The organism is Nocardioides epinepheli, assembly GCF_037936805.1.
Classification (GTDB): Bacteria; Actinomycetota; Actinomycetes; order Propionibacteriales; family Nocardioidaceae; genus Nocardioides.
The window spans coordinates 54,199-68,717 of sequence record NZ_JBBMMC010000012.1 but is presented as its reverse complement, the minus strand read 5'-3'; the positions used below and the strand labels follow the sequence as shown (position 1 = coordinate 68,717).

General features: G+C 72.3%; 16 protein-coding genes. 6 read left to right on the top strand and 10 right to left on the bottom strand.

All coding sequences use genetic code 11. From position 1 onward, the window contains the following. Positions 1-45 precede the first annotated feature (45 nt). Both WMR31_RS16155 and WMR31_RS16150 read right to left on the bottom strand, forming a co-directional pair. Complete coding sequence (locus WMR31_RS16155; RefSeq protein ID WP_340539899.1) at positions 46-840, bottom strand: SDR family NAD(P)-dependent oxidoreductase; 795 nt, start codon at positions 838-840, stop codon at positions 46-48. Next, positions 837-1,604, bottom strand: a complete 768-nt coding sequence (locus WMR31_RS16150) for an SDR family NAD(P)-dependent oxidoreductase (protein WP_340539898.1) — start codon at positions 1,602-1,604, stop codon at positions 837-839. Before WMR31_RS16150 ends, WMR31_RS16155 begins: the two co-directional genes overlap by 4 nt. A gap of 90 nt (positions 1,605-1,694) precedes the next feature. On the opposite strand from WMR31_RS16150, the gene WMR31_RS16145 reads away from it, so the two are divergent. Next, positions 1,695-2,258 (top strand): helix-turn-helix domain-containing protein, encoded by a 564-nt coding sequence (locus WMR31_RS16145; protein WP_340539897.1) that lies wholly within the window; start codon positions 1,695-1,697, stop codon positions 2,256-2,258. 45 nt (positions 2,259-2,303) lie between these two features. Here the strand turns inward: WMR31_RS16145 and aspS are convergent, their stop codons facing one another. Both aspS and WMR31_RS16135 read right to left on the bottom strand, forming a co-directional pair. Continuing rightward, positions 2,304-3,596 carry an aspartate--tRNA(Asn) ligase gene (gene aspS / locus WMR31_RS16140; protein ID WP_340539896.1) on the bottom strand — a complete coding sequence of 431 codons (1,293 nt, stop codon included), beginning with the start codon at positions 3,594-3,596 and terminating at the stop codon, positions 2,304-2,306. 285 nt (positions 3,597-3,881) lie between these two features. Continuing rightward, positions 3,882-4,808 (bottom strand): GNAT family N-acetyltransferase, encoded by a 927-nt coding sequence (locus WMR31_RS16135; RefSeq protein ID WP_340539895.1) that lies wholly within the window; start codon positions 4,806-4,808, stop codon positions 3,882-3,884. 102 nt (positions 4,809-4,910) lie between these two features. On the opposite strand from WMR31_RS16135, the gene fdxA reads away from it, so the two are divergent. From fdxA to WMR31_RS16110, 5 genes are read left to right on the top strand one after another with little or no spacing between them, the layout of a single operon-like run. After that, positions 4,911-5,237, top strand: a complete 327-nt coding sequence (fdxA, locus tag WMR31_RS16130) for a ferredoxin (RefSeq protein ID WP_340539894.1) — start codon at positions 4,911-4,913, stop codon at positions 5,235-5,237. 13 nt (positions 5,238-5,250) lie between these two features. Next, positions 5,251-6,381, top strand: coding sequence for a succinyldiaminopimelate transaminase (gene dapC / locus WMR31_RS16125; protein WP_340539893.1), 1,131 nt, complete (start codon positions 5,251-5,253; stop codon positions 6,379-6,381). Beyond that, positions 6,378-7,187 (top strand): hypothetical protein, encoded by an 810-nt coding sequence (locus WMR31_RS16120; protein ID WP_340539892.1) that lies wholly within the window; start codon positions 6,378-6,380, stop codon positions 7,185-7,187. The genes dapC and WMR31_RS16120 overlap by 4 nt, the downstream gene beginning before the upstream one ends. Continuing rightward, on the top strand, positions 7,184-8,017 hold the full coding sequence (locus WMR31_RS16115; protein ID WP_340539891.1) for a prephenate dehydratase: 834 nt from the start codon (positions 7,184-7,186) through the stop codon (positions 8,015-8,017). The genes WMR31_RS16120 and WMR31_RS16115 overlap by 4 nt, the downstream gene beginning before the upstream one ends. Beyond that, entirely contained in the window at positions 8,014-8,958 is a 945-nt protein-coding gene (locus tag WMR31_RS16110; RefSeq protein ID WP_340539890.1) for a prephenate dehydrogenase, read from the top strand. Before WMR31_RS16115 ends, WMR31_RS16110 begins: the two co-directional genes overlap by 4 nt. Positions 8,959-8,968: 10 nt before the next feature. On the opposite strand, the gene WMR31_RS16105 is transcribed toward WMR31_RS16110, so the two are convergent. The 6 genes from WMR31_RS16105 to WMR31_RS16080 form a co-directional block, all read right to left on the bottom strand. Then, positions 8,969-9,952 carry a VldE C-terminal domain-containing protein gene (locus WMR31_RS16105; protein WP_340539889.1) on the bottom strand — a complete coding sequence of 328 codons (984 nt, stop codon included), beginning with the start codon at positions 9,950-9,952 and terminating at the stop codon, positions 8,969-8,971. A gap of 83 nt (positions 9,953-10,035) precedes the next feature. After that, on the bottom strand, positions 10,036-10,971 hold the full coding sequence (gene dapD / locus WMR31_RS16100; protein WP_340539888.1) for a 2,3,4,5-tetrahydropyridine-2,6-dicarboxylate N-succinyltransferase: 936 nt from the start codon (positions 10,969-10,971) through the stop codon (positions 10,036-10,038). A 305-nt stretch (positions 10,972-11,276) separates the two neighbouring features. Next, positions 11,277-11,789, bottom strand: a complete 513-nt coding sequence (locus WMR31_RS16095) for a DinB family protein (RefSeq protein WP_340539887.1) — start codon at positions 11,787-11,789, stop codon at positions 11,277-11,279. Positions 11,790-11,795: 6 nt separating this feature from the next. Further along, a complete protein-coding gene (locus tag WMR31_RS16090) occupies positions 11,796-12,617 on the bottom strand; it encodes a family 1 encapsulin nanocompartment shell protein (protein ID WP_340539886.1) in 822 nt (273 codons plus the stop codon). Continuing rightward, positions 12,614-13,687 carry a Dyp-type peroxidase gene (locus tag WMR31_RS16085; RefSeq protein WP_340539885.1) on the bottom strand — a complete coding sequence of 358 codons (1,074 nt, stop codon included), beginning with the start codon at positions 13,685-13,687 and terminating at the stop codon, positions 12,614-12,616. Before WMR31_RS16085 ends, WMR31_RS16090 begins: the two co-directional genes overlap by 4 nt. An 87-nt stretch (positions 13,688-13,774) precedes the next feature. Continuing rightward, on the bottom strand, positions 13,775-14,398 hold the full coding sequence (locus tag WMR31_RS16080) for a PepSY domain-containing protein (protein WP_340539884.1): 624 nt from the start codon (positions 14,396-14,398) through the stop codon (positions 13,775-13,777). Positions 14,399-14,519 lie beyond the last annotated feature (121 nt).

Below are 14,519 nucleotides of genomic sequence, written 5' to 3'. Positions count from 1 at the left end.
GGCGTGGATCTCGATCGCGTGGCTTCCGGCCACGCACGGTGCGGGCTAGGTGGCGGTGAAGCCGCCGTCGACGGGCAGGGCGATGCCGGTCACGAAGGAGGCGTCGTCGCTGGCGAGGAAGAGGACGGCGTCGGCGATCTGGTGCGGCTCGGCGAGCCGACCGCCCAGGGGGTGGATGCTGCCGTACTCGGCCAGGGCACGTTCGAGGTCGGGCGTCCCCTCGAGGACCGAGGTGATCATGGGCGTGCGCACCGCGCCGGGGCACACGCAGTTGGACCGAACGTGGGGCGCATAGTCGAGGGCGACGGACTTGGTGAACTGCACTACGCCCGCCTTCGAGGGGCCGTAGGCGCTCTCGTCGGGCCAGCCCACCAGAGCCAGCGCGGAGGCGATGTTGACCACCGCGCCGCGGCGCGCGACCAGCGACGGCAGGCAGTGCTTGACCATCAAGAAGGTGCCGCGAAGGTTGACCTCCTGGGTGCGGTCCCACTCCTCGACCGGTGTGTCTCCGGCAGGGGTCTGCGGCCCGGCGATCCCGGCGACGTTCACGACGACGTCCACGCCGCCGAACACCTCCACCGTCGCCGCGACGCTCCGGGCCACCGCGTCCTCGTCGGAGACGTCGGCGGTGACGCTGAGGCAGTGTGCGGCGTCGGCCGCGCCCCACCTCGCCGCGAGGGACTCGGGGTTGTGGTCGACGCAGACGACGCGGGCGCCCTCGTCGAGGAACAGGTCGACGACGGCGGCGCCTATTCCTTGGGCGGCGCCGGTGACGATCGCGACCCGTCCGGCGAGCCGGGATCCGCGCGGTGCCGCGGCGGCGTCCGGCGTGAGGCTCATCGTGCGGTCACCCCGCCGTCGACGGGCATCGCGACCCCGGTCACGAAGTCGGCCTCTGCGGAGGCCAGGAAGGCGATCGCGGCGGCGATCTCCGAAGGCTCGCCCATGCGCCCCAGCGGCTGCTCGGCGGCCACCTCTCGCCGGGCGGCGTCCGGGTCGGACTGCGCTCGGACCCAGTCCTCCACCAGGGGTGTCCGGGTGAACGCCGGACACACGGCGTTCACCCGGATCCCGTGGGGGGCCCCATCCATCGCCGCGGACCGCGTCAGCCCGATCACGCCGCTCTTGCTCGCGCAGTAGGCGGCTTGGCCCGGCCAACCCACCAGCCCGGCATCGGAGGAGGTGTTGACGATCGCGCCGCGGCCGGCCGCGATCATGGTCGGGAACACGGCACGGATGCCGTGGAACACGCCGGTCAGGTTGACCGCGAGGACCTGCGCCCAGTCGGCCGAGTCGGTCTGCCACACCGGCGCGGCGAGGGTGATCCCGGCGTTGTTCACCAAGACGTCGACGCGGTCGTCGGACTCCAGGACTCGCTCCACCGTGGCGGTGAAGGCCTCTGCGTCGGTGACGTCGAGGGCACGGCCCTCGGCGTTCCCACCCGAGGCGCGGATCTCCGCTGCGGCGCGGAGTGCCTGCTGGCCATCGCGGTCGAGGACCCAGACCCTGGCCCCCTCGTCGGCCAGTCGCTGGGCGACGGCCCGCCCGATGCCGGAGGCCGCTCCGGTCACCAGCGCCGTCTGTGTGTGGAAACGTGGTGTCACGTTGAACACTATGCAAATTGGTTGAGTCAGGGTCAATGCGCTGAAGGCAAAGAATTTGTATGACACTCAATTTTCGGGATAGCGTGCAGCATGCCTGATCGGGATGCACTGGAGCTGGGCCGCCGGATCCGGCGCCTTCGGAAGTCGCACGGGCAGTCCCTGGCCGATGTCGCTCGGGGGACCAGCCTCACCGAGTCCTTCCTGAGCCGGCTGGAGCGAGGTCACACCGGAGTCACCGTCGACACCCTGCGTCGCATCGCCGCGTTCTGGGACGCCGAGATCGTCGACCTCCTCCAGCGCGACGCGGGACCGCAGCCACTCATGGTGCGCGGCGGCGAAGGGCCCGCCCTAGAGGCGGAGGCGACAGGCGCCCTCCGTGCCCGAGCCGAGACGCTGATCCCCCGTTCCGGCACAGCGCTGCAGGCCACCCTGTACCGCACCGAGGCGGGCGGTGGCCGGTTCGAGGCCTTCTCGCACGAGGGTGAGGAGCTGATCTTCGTCGTCTCGGGCCGCGTCACCTACATCGTGGGGGACGAGACCTACGAACTGGAGAGCGGAGATGCCCTGTGGCACTCCAGTGACAGCCCCCACCGTTGGGAGGCGCGCGACGGCGACGCGGTCTCGTTGCACGTCAACACGCCCCCCAAGTGGTGAGGACCCCGGGTCGGCAGGCCCTCAGGCCGGCACGTGGTGGCGCCGTCAGGGCGCCAGGCGGTGCAGGTCGCGGGGAAAGAGGGTGACCTCGCGGATGTTGGGCGCCTCCACCAGGCGGGAGACCCAGCGCTCCAGGCCGATCGCGAAGCCGCCGTGCGGCGGGATGCCGCGTCGGAAGGACTCCACGTAGGAGGCGAACGGGGCGTAGTCGTAGCCACGCTGCTCCAGCACGCGGACGTAGTCGGCGTAGCGGTGCAGACGCTGGGCGCCGCTGACCAGCTCGGTCCCGCGGAAGATCAGGTCGAACGAGCGCGACCAGTGGGGGTCCTCCGGGTCGGGGTGGCTGTAGAACGCCCTGGACGCCGTCGGGTAGCCCTCGACCACCACGAAGTCCGAGCCGTGGGTCTCCATCGCCCACGCTCCCAGCGCGCGTTCGTGCGCAGGCGCCAGGTCGGGCTCGTCGTCAGGAGCGCCGACGAGCCGCAGCGCGTCGCGGAAGTGCAGCACCGGGATCTCCTCCGGCACCGCCGGCACCGTGATGCCGAGCCGTTCGACGGCGGACGCCGCGCGCTCGTGCACCGCCGCGACCATGCCGGCGACGACGTCGCGCAGGCAGGCGATCACCTCGCGGTGCGACTCGATGAAGCCCAGCTCGACGTCGAGGGAGACGTACTGCGCCAGATGGCGCACCGTGTCGTGCGGCTCGGCACGGAACACCGGGCCCACCTCGTAGACCCGCTCGAAGACGCCGACCAGCACCTGCTTGTAGAACTGCGGGCTCTGCGCGAGGTAGGCGGGCCGGCCGAAGTAGTCGACCTCGAACACGTTCGCGCCGGACTCGGTGGCCGACTCGACGAGCTTGGGGGAGTGCACCTCGGTGAAGCCGCCCGCGTCGAGCGTGGCGCGGAAGCCGTGCAGGCTTGCCGCGGCGAGCTCCCACCGGGCGCGCTGGAGCGGATGGCGCCATGTGGTGGCTGCGTGGTCCAGCAGCGTCGGGAGCGCCGCGTTCAGGCCGGGACGCCACAGCTCCACCGGTGGCGTGTCCGCGGGCTCGCCGAGCGCGACGACCGTGGCTGCGGTGAGTTCGATGCCGCCAGGCGCCTGGGCGTTCGCGGTGGCGGTGCCGCTCACCTCGATCGGCGTCTCCTCGGGCGGCACCGCGCCCCAGGCGGGGTCGCCCTCGCGGACGACGACCTGCGCCAGCCCGGTCCGGTCGCGCACGACGAGGAAGATCAGCGCTGCCAGCTCGCGGCGCCGGTGGACCCAGCCTTGAAGTCGCACCGGCTCGCCGGGGACGACGTGGGTCAGGTCAGAACAGTGTGTGCGTTGCAATGCCATCCGATTCACCTCCAGTAGGGAAACCCTGGAGGTGTGGGCGGGGGTCAGGTCGCGGTGCCACCACACCTTCGCCGGGGCCCACGCACTGGTGGGGCCGGCCTCTCGTCGGTGACGTCGGACGCACGGCCCCGGCATGTCACGAGGGTCGTCACGCCTCGCCCGGACGCGACGATGCTACGGCTCGGCCGCGAGATCCGCACGTCGGTTTGCGCGATGACCAATGCGCAACGACCAATGCGCAACGGTCGATGCGCAACGACGTGTGCGCACGTGTGCGTGCGGGTCTCAGGCCGGCGGGGTCAGGTAGCGATAGCGATGGTGGGTGCGAAAGCCCAGTCGTTCGTAGAGCGCCAGCGCGGGTGCGTTGTCGGCGAGGACCTGGAGGTAGGCGGTGAGGGCGCCCTGCTCCGCGCCCCACGTGGTGAGCGCGGACATCACCGCCAGGCCGTGCCCGCGACGTCGATGGGTCGGCTCGACCTGGATCGAACGGAATCCGAGCCAGTCGTCGGCGTACCCGGCCACCCCGGATGCCCGCTGGTCGAGTCGGGCCGTCGCCGTGGCGGATCCCGCTCGTGCGCGGTCCTCCACGACGAGGTCGGCCTCGTCGGCACCCACTCGGCGCAGGGCCCGCGAGAGCTGCGCGACGCCGGTCACCTGGAAGAGGGTGTCGGCGTCGGTCGACTCGGGCACCCAGCCGCGGGCGGTGAACAGCGTCTCCTCCTCCGACCCGGCTCGGACCGCCGCCACTGGCCGCTCGTAGTGAGCGCGGACCGCCGCCACGGCCGCCTCGTCGTCGAGGCCCGAGGGTCCGAACGCGAGCACCGAGTTGGCTCGCCGGGCGGTGGCCGTCGCGGAGTCGCGCAGGATCCAGGCGCCCAGCGGCTCGGTGACCAGGTCGGGGAAGAGGGCGAAGCCGTGGACCTGCGCGTCGCGCGCCGGAACCCGGTCTCGCACCGAGGCGCGCGGCGGCACCGGCTTGCCCGAGACGATGTCGCGCAGGGCGATCCGCACGGGCGCACCGCCCTCGGGCCGGACGACGCAGGCCTCGCCGTCCCAGGCCTCGCAGATGCCGAGCAGGTCGGTCATCGCGGGTCCGCCGCTCGGTCCGGTCTCGCCGCGCAGCACCCGCCGTACGACGATCCGCGACCCGACGACGTGCGGGCCGAGCCCGTGGGCGGGATTCGGCGCGGTGGGCTCGTGATCGGCGGACACGCCCGGGATACTAGGCTGAGAAGTGCGCTCGCACCGGCCGGCACCAGGTCCGGTTCGCCTCGGACCACAGCACCACACCCCTGCACAATTTTGGAGGAACTGATGACCTACGTCATCGCGCAGCCCTGCGTCGACCTGAAGGACCGTGCCTGCGTCGACGAGTGCCCGGTCGACTGCATCTACGAGGGCAAGCGGATGCTCTACATCCAGCCCGACGAGTGCGTCGACTGCGGTGCCTGCGAGCCGGTCTGCCCGGTGGAGGCCATCTTCTACGAGGACGACACCCCGGAGGAGTGGAAGGAGTACTACACCGCGAACGTGGGCTTCTTCGACGAGATCGGCTCTCCGGGTGGCGCCGCGAAGATGGGCGTCATCGACCACGACCACCCGTTCGTCGCGGCGTTGGAGCCGCAAGAGCACGACGAGTGAGGCACCCCCACTAGTGGCCCGAGGACCGGACGCGGTCTCGGCGCGACTCCCCGCCGCCGTTCAGACCGGGCTCGCCGCCGTTCGCGAGCGGGCTGAGCGCTACCCGGGGCCGGTCGTCGATCTCTCGATCGGAGCCCCGACCGACCCGACGCCCGACGTCGTCCGCGACGCCCTGGCCGCGCACGCCGATGCCCCCGGCTACCCGCTCACCGTCGGCCGCCGGGCCCTTCGTGAGGCCGTGGTCGGCTGGCTCGAGCGGGCCCATGGCGTGACCGGGCTCGACGAGTCGCAGGTGCTGCCCACGATCGGCACCAAGGAGCTGATCGGCTCCTTGCCGCTCCACCTCGGCCTCGGCGCCGGTGACGTCGTGGCGCAGCCGACCCCGGCTTACCCGACCTACGCCGTCGGCGCCGCGCTGGTCGGAGCCACCACCGCCTACGCAGACTCCGTGGCCGACCTGGAGGCGCTGCCCGAGGTCCCGAGGCTGGTCTGGGTCAACTCGCCGTCGAACCCGACCGGCCGGGTGCTGGCGCCCGAAGCGCTGCGCGAGCTCGTCGAGTGGTGCCGCGGCCACGACGTCCTCCTCGCCTCCGACGAGTGCTACCTCGACCTGGGTTGGGAGGCGACCCCGGTCAGCGTGCTGCATCCGGACATCTGCGGCGGCAGCCACGAGGGCCTGGTCGCGATGCACTCCCTGAGCAAGCGATCCAATCTCGCCGGCTATCGCATCGGCTTCCTCTCCGGCGACGCCGACGTGGTGGCAGAGCTCGTCTCGATCCGTCGCAACCTCGGCCTCGGGCTCGCGAACCCTCAGCAGGGCGCGGCCGTCGCCGCACTCGACGACGACGCGCACGTCGCCGCACAGCGCGCCCGGTACGCCGCGCGCCGCGACGTGCTGCGCCCGGCGCTGGAGGCGGCCGGCTTCCGCATCGACCACAGCGAGGCCGGGCTCTATCTCTGGGCGACCCGCGGGGAACCGGGCCTCGCCACCGTCGGACGGCTCGCAGATCTCGGCCTGATCGTCGTGGCCGGCATCGAGTACGGCGAGGCCGGTGCCGACCATGTCCGCTTCGCCCTCACCGCCCCCGACGACGCCGTCGCTCTCGCCGCACAACGTCTGACCCAGGAGTTCGACCCATCGTGATCTGTTCCCTCGCCCACCCCAGCATCGATCCACCCACGTTGGTCGAGCGCGCCCGTCGCGCTCTGGAGTGGAATGGCAGCGACTTCCTCGTCGGGCTCCAGGGCTATCCGGAGCTGATGGCGACCCTCGAGGTGGCCTCCGACGTCGAGGGCCTGGTCCGCATCGGCGACCCGACGTCGCCGCCGGTCCGCCTGCTGCGAGCCCTCAACGCCTCGGCAGTGGGTCTGCACATCGGACGCGTCGCCCGGCTCCCGGCGCCGTGGCGCTGGTGCCGGCTGGGCGAGGGCAGCGCCGAGATCGCCGGCGTCGCGCTGCGCCAGCAGACCTACGCGGACGTCGTCGGCGCCCTCGGCCGGGCGGGTGTCTCCTTCCGTGTGCTGCCCGACGACACCGGCACCGAGGAGCTGTTGGCGATCGGCCGTGGGCTCGGCTCGGCGGTCCTCGACGTCGACGAGGTGCCCGACGACGCCACCGACGTCCCGGGCTACCTCGACGACCAGGCCGAGCTGACCTACGGCCTGGTCACCCGCAATCCGGCGCCCACCGGATCGGGGGTGGTCTGGTGGTCGATGAGCCCCGAGCACGAGGCGGCCGGCACCCTCATGGTGGCGCTCGAACGCTTCAGCGCTCTCGGGCTCGACCTCGACTTCCTGCACAGCGACCCGCTCGGTCCGGGACGTCACGACTTCTACCTCGGCTTCCGTACCGGCACCGACCGCGTGGGCGATCTGCGCGAGGCCCTCTCGGAGGTGGGCTTCGCCAGTCGGGTGCTCGCCGCGTTCGAGCTCGACGGAGCAGCCGGGTGAGCCTGGTCTACCTCGGGCCGTCGGGCACCTTCACCCATCAGGCCGCCGCGGTGCTGCGGCCGGCGCTGGCCGGCAGCGCGACGCCGACGGCGTCGGCGGCGGAGGCCCTGGCGGCCGTCGTGGCCGGGACGGCGACGCACGCGGTGGTCCCGATCGACAACTCCGTCAACGGGGTCGTGGTCCCCACCCTCGATGGCCTGCTGGTCCGGCCCGAGCTCACGATCGCCGAGAGCGTGGTGCTCCCGATCTCCTTCGACGCCTTCTCCCGCGACCCCGGTGTGGAGGCACACGTCGCGGTGAGCCACCCGCACGCGCTCGCCCAGTGCCGCGAGTGGATCGCGTCGCGCGGACTCGCCACTCGAGAGGCGTCCTCGACCGCCGCGGCCTGCCGCGACCTCGGACCCGGCGAGATCGGGATCGGCGCCCGCATCTGCGGCACCCTCTACGACCTGCACACCGTCGCCGAGGCGATCGAGGACAACGCCGCCGCGTACACCCAGTTCGCGCTCGTGTCCGCCGGCGACCTGCCGGCCCACGGAGGCGGCGGGTCGGGCGACGAGGGTCTGCTGGTCAGCCTCGACCCCGAGACCAACGTCCCCGGCCTGCTCCGGCGACTGCTCGGCGTCCTGGAGGACCGAGGCGTCAACATGACCAACCTGGTGACCCGGCCGGTCCCTGCCCGACCCGGCATCTTCGTGTTCCTGCTCTTCCTCGCCGGCAGCTTCACGCCCGAGGACTTCGAGGAGATGCGCGCCGAGTGGGCTCACCTGGGCGCCACCGCTCGTGCTCTCGGCCGGATCTCGCCGCTCGCCGAGCTGGCCGGGCGATGAGCTCGCGCCACCCCTTCGCCAAGGTCGCGGTGGTCGGTGCCGGACTGATCGGTGGCTCGGTCGCGCGGCGGCTGCACGGCGCCGGACTCGACGTCGTGGTCGTCGACCCCGACCCGCAGACGCGCGCCGGGGCCGCGGCGGCCGGCCTCGCCGTCGCCGCGTCGCTGGGCGAGGTGGGAGCAGACCGCGACCTGGTGGTCGTCGCGACCCCGCTCGACGCGCTGCCCGCCGTCCTCGCCGAGTGCGCCCTCGCGGCGCCGGGGGCGGTCGTCGTCGACGTCGGCAGTGTGAAGGTGGCCGCAGCGCGCGCCGCCGACGCGGCCGGGCTGGCGGGCCGCTACGTCGGCGCGCATCCGATGGCCGGGACCGAGCAGTCCGGCTTCGCCCACTCCTTCGCCGACCTGCTGGTCGGGGTGCGTTGGGCCGTCGTGCGTGGCGACGGCCCGGTCGCCGACGTGGTCCGGTTCGTCGTGGACGCGTTCGCGGCCACCGCCGTGGTGCTCGACGCCGCCGAGCACGACCGCGCCGTCGCCCTGGTCAGCCATGCGCCCCACGTGCTCGCCAACGCTCTCCTGGAGCTCACCGGTCGCGGCGGAGAGCCGAGCGCGGCCCACCTCGCGGCGGGCAGCTTCGGCGACGGCACCCGCGTGGCCGGCCGCAACGCCGAACGGACCCGCAACATGCTCGCCGACAACGCCGAGGCCCTCGCCGGGGTCCTCGAGGACCTGGGAGAGCTGATCGCCGCCTACCGGGCCGAGCTCGGTGACCCGGCAGTACTGGGTGCTCGACTGCAGTCGGTGGTCGACGGTGCCGCGGCGGTCCGTCGTCCGTCGGCGGACTGGCGCCCGTGCGACGATCTCGACGACGTCCTCGCCTCGACCGGCCCCGTGCTGATCCGGCGGGTCGAGGACCGCCTGGAGTGGGCGCCGGTAGACCGGTGACCGGGACGGCTCACTCGAAGACGTCGACGTGCACGTGGTCGCGGTGCTCGAGGATGGCCTGGGTGCGCGGGTCGGCGTTCGTGGGCGCGCGGTAGTCGCGCCAGGAGTCGTCCTTGCCGGCCACCCAGATCCGGTCGTCGAAGATCACGGTGTGGACCTGGAGGCGCGCGGCGTGCGCGACCAGGTACTGCGCCAACGCCCACCCCCGGGTCTTGTTCGCCTCGTTCACGGGGCGGAAGAACAGGTCGATGGCTCGGCCGTCGTAGTGGGCCGAGCCCTCCATGTGCCCGCTGCTCACCCCGCCGGGCTCGAAGCCGCCCATCTGGATGTCGCCGAAGACCGTGCGCACGTCGGCGCGCACGACGTCGGCGCGCTCGGTGAGACCGCGAGCGTTGAGCTCGGCCGAGGACCTCTCGGCGTCGCCGTCGATGCGGCAGGCGAAGGACGCCCTGCTCTGCCCGGTCAGTGCCGAGGCGAGCACCCTCGCGTCGCCCTCATGGTCGGCGTAGGCGTCCGGATAGCCCGAGCGCTGCACGGTCTGGGCCGCGACGGTGATCTCGAGGTCGCGGTAGCCGTCGATGCCGACGAGGGCGTCGTAGAAGGCGTTGGTCGCGTATACCGGGTCGAGGATCTGGGCCCGGCTGCCCCAGCCCTGTGACGGACGCTGCTGGAAGAGCCCGAGCGAGTCCCGGTCGCCGTAGTCGATGTTGTGGAGGTCGGACTCCTGGTAGGCGGTGGCCAACGCGATCGACGCCGCCCGGGCGGGGAGCCCCCGCTGCACCGAGATCGCGGCGATCAGCGAGGCGTTCTCGGCCTGTTCGAGGCTGAGCTCGACGCTGCGACCGTCGACGGTGGCCGTGCAGCCCTCGGGCCCGCCGAGGAACGGCAGGTCGCCGTCGATCAGGGCGTTGATGCTCAGCGCCGTCACCGCGAACAGGGCGCCTATCCCGACCAGCGCGGGCAGGACGCCTCGTCGTCTCGCCCCCTCCGCCATGCGCCCAGTGTGGGGGAGAGGTGGTTGTCCGTCTCGGCGCGATCACGCCCGAACCGGGAGATCGACGGGCGTGCGGCCGTGGGTCAGTTGGCGTGGAGCGCGTCGTTCAGGGCGATGCCGTCGCCCTTCCACGGGACGGCCTCGACGGTGCCGGTGACCGAGTTGCGGCGGAAGAGCACGTTGTCGCGTCCGGACAGCTCGGCCGCCTTGACGACGCCCTGCGGCTTGCCGGCGCCGTCCACGACGGTGACCTTGGTGCCCGCGGTGACGTAGCAGCCCGCCTCGACGACGCAGTCGTCGCCCAACGAGATGCCGACCCCGGCGTTCGCGCCGAGCAGGCAGCGTTCGCCGATCGAGATGACGGCCGTACCGCCACCGGAGAGGGTGCCCATGATCGAGGCGCCGCCGCCGATGTCGGAGCCGTCGCCCACGACGACACCGGCCGAGATCCGGCCCTCGACCATGGAGGCGCCGAGGGTGCCGGCGTTGAAGTTCACGAAGCCCTCGTGCATCACCGTGGTGCCCTCGGCGAGGTAGGCGCCGAGGCGGACCCGGTCGGCGTCGGCGATCCGGACGCCGGAGGGGACGACGTAGTCGGTCATCCGCGGGAACTTGTCGATGCCGTACACGCTCACGTGCTCGCCGGCGGCCTTCAGCCGGGCCCGGGTGAGCTCGAAGCCGGCCACGGCACACGGTCCGGCCGAGGTCCACACGACGTTCGTGAGGAGGCCGAAGGCGCCCTCCATCGAGCAGCCGTGCGGTCGGACGAGGCGGTGCGAGAGCAGGTGGAGCCGCAGCCAGACGTCCTCGGCCGACGTCGGCGCGGCGGCCAGGTCGGCGATCTCGACCTTGCGCACCTCGCGGGTCACCCCGCGCACGGCGTCGGTGCCGCCCATCCCCTCCAGCGGCCCCGGCTCGGCCGGCAGGGCGCCGAGCACCGGGTGCGGGAACCAGGCGTCGAGGACGGCGCCCTCGGCGTCGAGGGTGACCAGGGACCAGCCGGCTGCGGACTCGCTCATGGGTTGAACCCTAGAAGAGGGCTGCCCCTCGGTCGTCGGCGCGCCCAGAGGCCGGGCGTGCGCGCCGACGACGTCGGACGGTTGTCGTCGGGGGCGTTGGCAGGGACGGTTGCCGGGGTTTCGTCAGCGCTCGCTGGCGCTCGCTTGCTCAACCTCCGGCGGGGTGGGCTGGCCTCGGAGGTTGAGCAAGCGGGACGCGTGAGGGACGAGCGCGGTCCGCGCCGACGAAACCTCGTAAGCCCTCCTCGGGACGTCGGCAGGGAGGGGGTTGCCGCGCTCGCTCGCTGGACCTGCGGCGGTCGGCGTCAGGAGCCGATGCCGGTGCGGCCGTCGATCCGTTCGCGGAGGAGGTCGGCGTGGCCGCAGTGCCGGGCGTACTCCTCCACCAGGTGCACCAAGACGTCGCGCAGCTCGATGTCGATGCGCCCGTCGGGGGTGTCGAGCTCGCCCGTGACGTCGAAGGACGGCGCCGCGTCGACCCACTGCTCGGCGAACTCGACCTCCGCGCGCCAGGCCGCCCACGCCTCGGCGACGACGTCGGGGTCGGCCACGGCGCCGTCGAAGTCGGCGTCGCGGTGCTCGTCCTTGCCCCACATCTTCGGGCGGTCGAGCCGCCGCTCCATGACGCGGCGGAACCAGGAGTACTCCACGGCCGCCAGATGACGCAGCAGCCCGAGCAGGGACATCGACGACGGCGGCACCGACCGGGTGGCCAGCTGGTCGTCGTCGAGCCCCTCGCACAGCGCCTCGAACGTCGAGCGGAAGTGGGCCAGGTAGTTGAGCACCACCGCCCGCTCGCCGCGCAACGGCTCTGCCATCGGCTGCTACTTCGTCGCGGTGCTCGGTGCGTTGAGCACGACGCTGGACTCAGCGGTGAAGGCCATGAACGTGAGGCTCTCCTGGAGGTAGAGCTCGATGGTGTCGTCGGTGTGGGAGAGGTAGCCGATCGAGAGGTCCTGGCCGAGCTGGAGCTCGTAGTCGCCGCCGCGGGTCGAGACGAGGAGTCCGCCCTGGATGGCCGGGGCCCAGATCACCTCGCCGCCGTCGCCCAGCATGCGGGAGACGTGCTCGCGCACCGGGTAGCCGTGGTCGGTGGTCTCGGCGACCTCGGTGTAGGCCTCGGCCGACAGCAGCAGCGAGTACGGGCCGTCGACGCCGGCGAGCCGCAGTGCGCTGAGTGCCTTGGCCACGGTGTCGGTGATCTCGACCGCGTTGCCCGGCAGGGTCAGCGCCGGGTTGGAGCTGCCGGGCGCGATCCCGCCGATGTCGGCAGAGGAGAGACCGTCGACGATGGCTCGGTCCTCGGCGAAGGCGATCTTCTTGGCGGCGTCCTTGACCGGCTGCCAGTCGGAGTCCTGCGCGCCGCGCTCGACGTCGTCGACGGCCGCGCGGGTGACGGTGAACGGCGCGCGGAGCTCGATGAGCGGCTGGACCTGGCGGGCCATGACGCGCACACCCTCGGTGTGGGTGTCGAGCGGGTGGATGTGACCGGTGCCGACCGCGGACAGCGCGGGGCCGTCGGGGCCGGCGACGTCGACGACGCGGCGACCGGCGATGTTGCGCTTGAAGGTGCGCCGCGCCTCGTCCTCGATCTGGGCCCACGCCGCCTCGGTGACTGGGGCCAGATTCCGATGGAGATTGCTCATGAGTCGCCCTTTCGCATGCTTCCGATTCCGAGTGAGCCGTCCGAGTCGGCCGCGGGTGCGGCCTCGGAGGGGGATGACGGGGCTGAGTCCTCAGCAGGGTCCTGCGTACCGGCAGCCGACGTGGCGGACGCGGCGGGACCCGGTGGGGGATCGTCGAGGAAGTCCGCGGTGGGGACGTAGAACAGGCACCCGGTGACCGCGGTGGAGAAGTCGAGCAGTCCGTCGTGGTTGCCCGGGGGCACCCCGATGAACATCCGCTCGAGCATGGTCTCGGTGACGGTGACGTCGGCGGCGTAGCCGATGAAGAACGTGCCGAACTCGGCGCTGCCGACGCGGCCGAAGGGCATGTTGTCGCGCACGATGTCGTGCTCCACGCCGTTCTCGTCGACGATCGTGTTCAGCACGACGTGGGAGTTGGAGGCCTTCTCGTCGTCGGGGATCTCGACGTCGCTGAGCTTGTGGCGGCCGACGCGGGCCTCCTGGTTCTCCACCGTCAGCGCGTTCCAGCCGGCGAGGTCGTGCAGGTACTTCTGGATGATCACGTAGCTGCCGCCCTGGTGCTCGGCGTCCTCCTCGCCGATGAAGACCGAGGCCTCCGCAGCCACGCCGGTGGGGTTCTCGGCGCCGTCGACGAAGCCGAGCAGGTCGCGCTCGTCGAAGTAGCGGAAGCCGTGGACCTCGTCGACGACTCGCGACACGCCCTTGAGGCGCTCCATGAAGTGGTGGGCGAGCTCGAAGCACAGGTCGAGACGCTCAGCCCGGATGTGGAAGAGCAGGTCGCCCGGCGTCGACGGCGCGGTGTGCGTCTCGCCGACCACCGTCTTGAACGGGTGCAGCTTGGCCGGCTTGGGCGCATCGAACATCCGGTCCCACAGGCGCGAGCCGATGCCGACGATGCAGTTGAGGTCATCGACCGGGGAGCGGAACCCCGTGGCGCGCAGCAGGTTCGACACGTCCGAGAGCAGGTCGCGAACGGTGTCCTCGCCACCTTGGTCGATCTCGAGGACCAGGAAGATCGTGGCCGCAGGCGGGCGCCTCAGGATCTCTTGCGGCCGGGGGGACGTCGTCATGCGCTCCTCCTTCGGGTGGCAACCCGCTGCCATCCCTGGTCGTGGACCGGACTCCCGCGAGCATAGTGGTCGCCGGTGACAAGGGCGTCAGTCGCGGGTCTCGACCTCGACGACCTCGCCCGTGACGGCGTCGAGCTTCAAGGCTCGTGCCGGGGCGGTGAAGTCGAACTCGACCTCCCACAGGGCGCGGTCGAGCTCGTCGAGCTCGATCGAGTCGATCGGGCCCGTCGGCACCTCGGCACGGGCCGCGGCCAGTGCCGCGGCCAGGTCGATCGTGCCGGCCTCGCGCAGCCGGTTGTTCTCGGCCAGGTCGTCGGTGGAGGTGCTCTCCGCGGTCGGGCCGCTGACGACCTCGGCCCCGTCGACGCTGACCACGACGTCGCTGCGACGGCCGGTCGGGCCGACCACCTCGACCTCCCAGCCGTCGTCCTCGCGCTCGATGGCGAAGGCGATGCCCTCGTCGACGGCGCCGGCGGCCGTGGCCGCCACCGTCTCGATGACCTCGTCGTCGGTGCCCTCGGCGCCGCCCGCGCCGTTGGCGTCCGATCCGGTGCCGTCCCCCTGCGGTGCGCTCGAGGACGAGTCGGCGGAGTCGTTCGCGCCGTCGGTGTCGTCGGTGTCGTCGTCGCCGCATGCGCCCATGGCCAACATCAGCGGGACGGCAGCCAGCAGAGCGAGGCGGCGCGGGGGGAGGGAGGGGGCGAGGTGCATGGCGATCCTTGTCGGGCCTTGTCGGGACGACGGTCTGTGCCCTCACCCTTCCCCATCCGGCGCCGATCGATCCGGGCGGGGCAATCGATTGGCCTGGCCGTTGCTCGCGCCCTACCCTGGG

What these genes read in the sequence shown, in the direction of transcription:
- WMR31_RS16155 (WP_340539899.1), bottom strand. Translation starts at nt 840, where the DNA reads ATGAGCCTCACGCCGGACGCCGCCGCGGCACCGCGCGGATCCCGGCTC.
- WMR31_RS16145 (WP_340539897.1), top strand. Translation starts at nt 1,695, where the DNA reads ATGCCTGATCGGGATGCACTGGAGCTGGGCCGCCGGATCCGGCGCCTT.
- aspS (WP_340539896.1), bottom strand. Translation starts at nt 3,596, where the DNA reads ATGGCATTGCAACGCACACACTGTTCTGACCTGACCCACGTCGTCCCC.
- fdxA (WP_340539894.1), top strand. Translation starts at nt 4,911, where the DNA reads ATGACCTACGTCATCGCGCAGCCCTGCGTCGACCTGAAGGACCGTGCC.
- WMR31_RS16110 (WP_340539890.1), top strand. Translation starts at nt 8,014, where the DNA reads ATGAGCTCGCGCCACCCCTTCGCCAAGGTCGCGGTGGTCGGTGCCGGA.
- WMR31_RS16105 (WP_340539889.1), bottom strand. Translation starts at nt 9,952, where the DNA reads ATGGCGGAGGGGGCGAGACGACGAGGCGTCCTGCCCGCGCTGGTCGGG.
- dapD (WP_340539888.1), bottom strand. Translation starts at nt 10,971, where the DNA reads ATGAGCGAGTCCGCAGCCGGCTGGTCCCTGGTCACCCTCGACGCCGAG.
- WMR31_RS16095 (WP_340539887.1), bottom strand. Translation starts at nt 11,789, where the DNA reads ATGGCAGAGCCGTTGCGCGGCGAGCGGGCGGTGGTGCTCAACTACCTG.
- WMR31_RS16090 (WP_340539886.1), bottom strand. Translation starts at nt 12,617, where the DNA reads ATGAGCAATCTCCATCGGAATCTGGCCCCAGTCACCGAGGCGGCGTGG.
- WMR31_RS16085 (WP_340539885.1), bottom strand. Translation starts at nt 13,687, where the DNA reads ATGACGACGTCCCCCCGGCCGCAAGAGATCCTGAGGCGCCCGCCTGCG.
- WMR31_RS16080 (WP_340539884.1), bottom strand. Translation starts at nt 14,398, where the DNA reads ATGCACCTCGCCCCCTCCCTCCCCCCGCGCCGCCTCGCTCTGCTGGCT.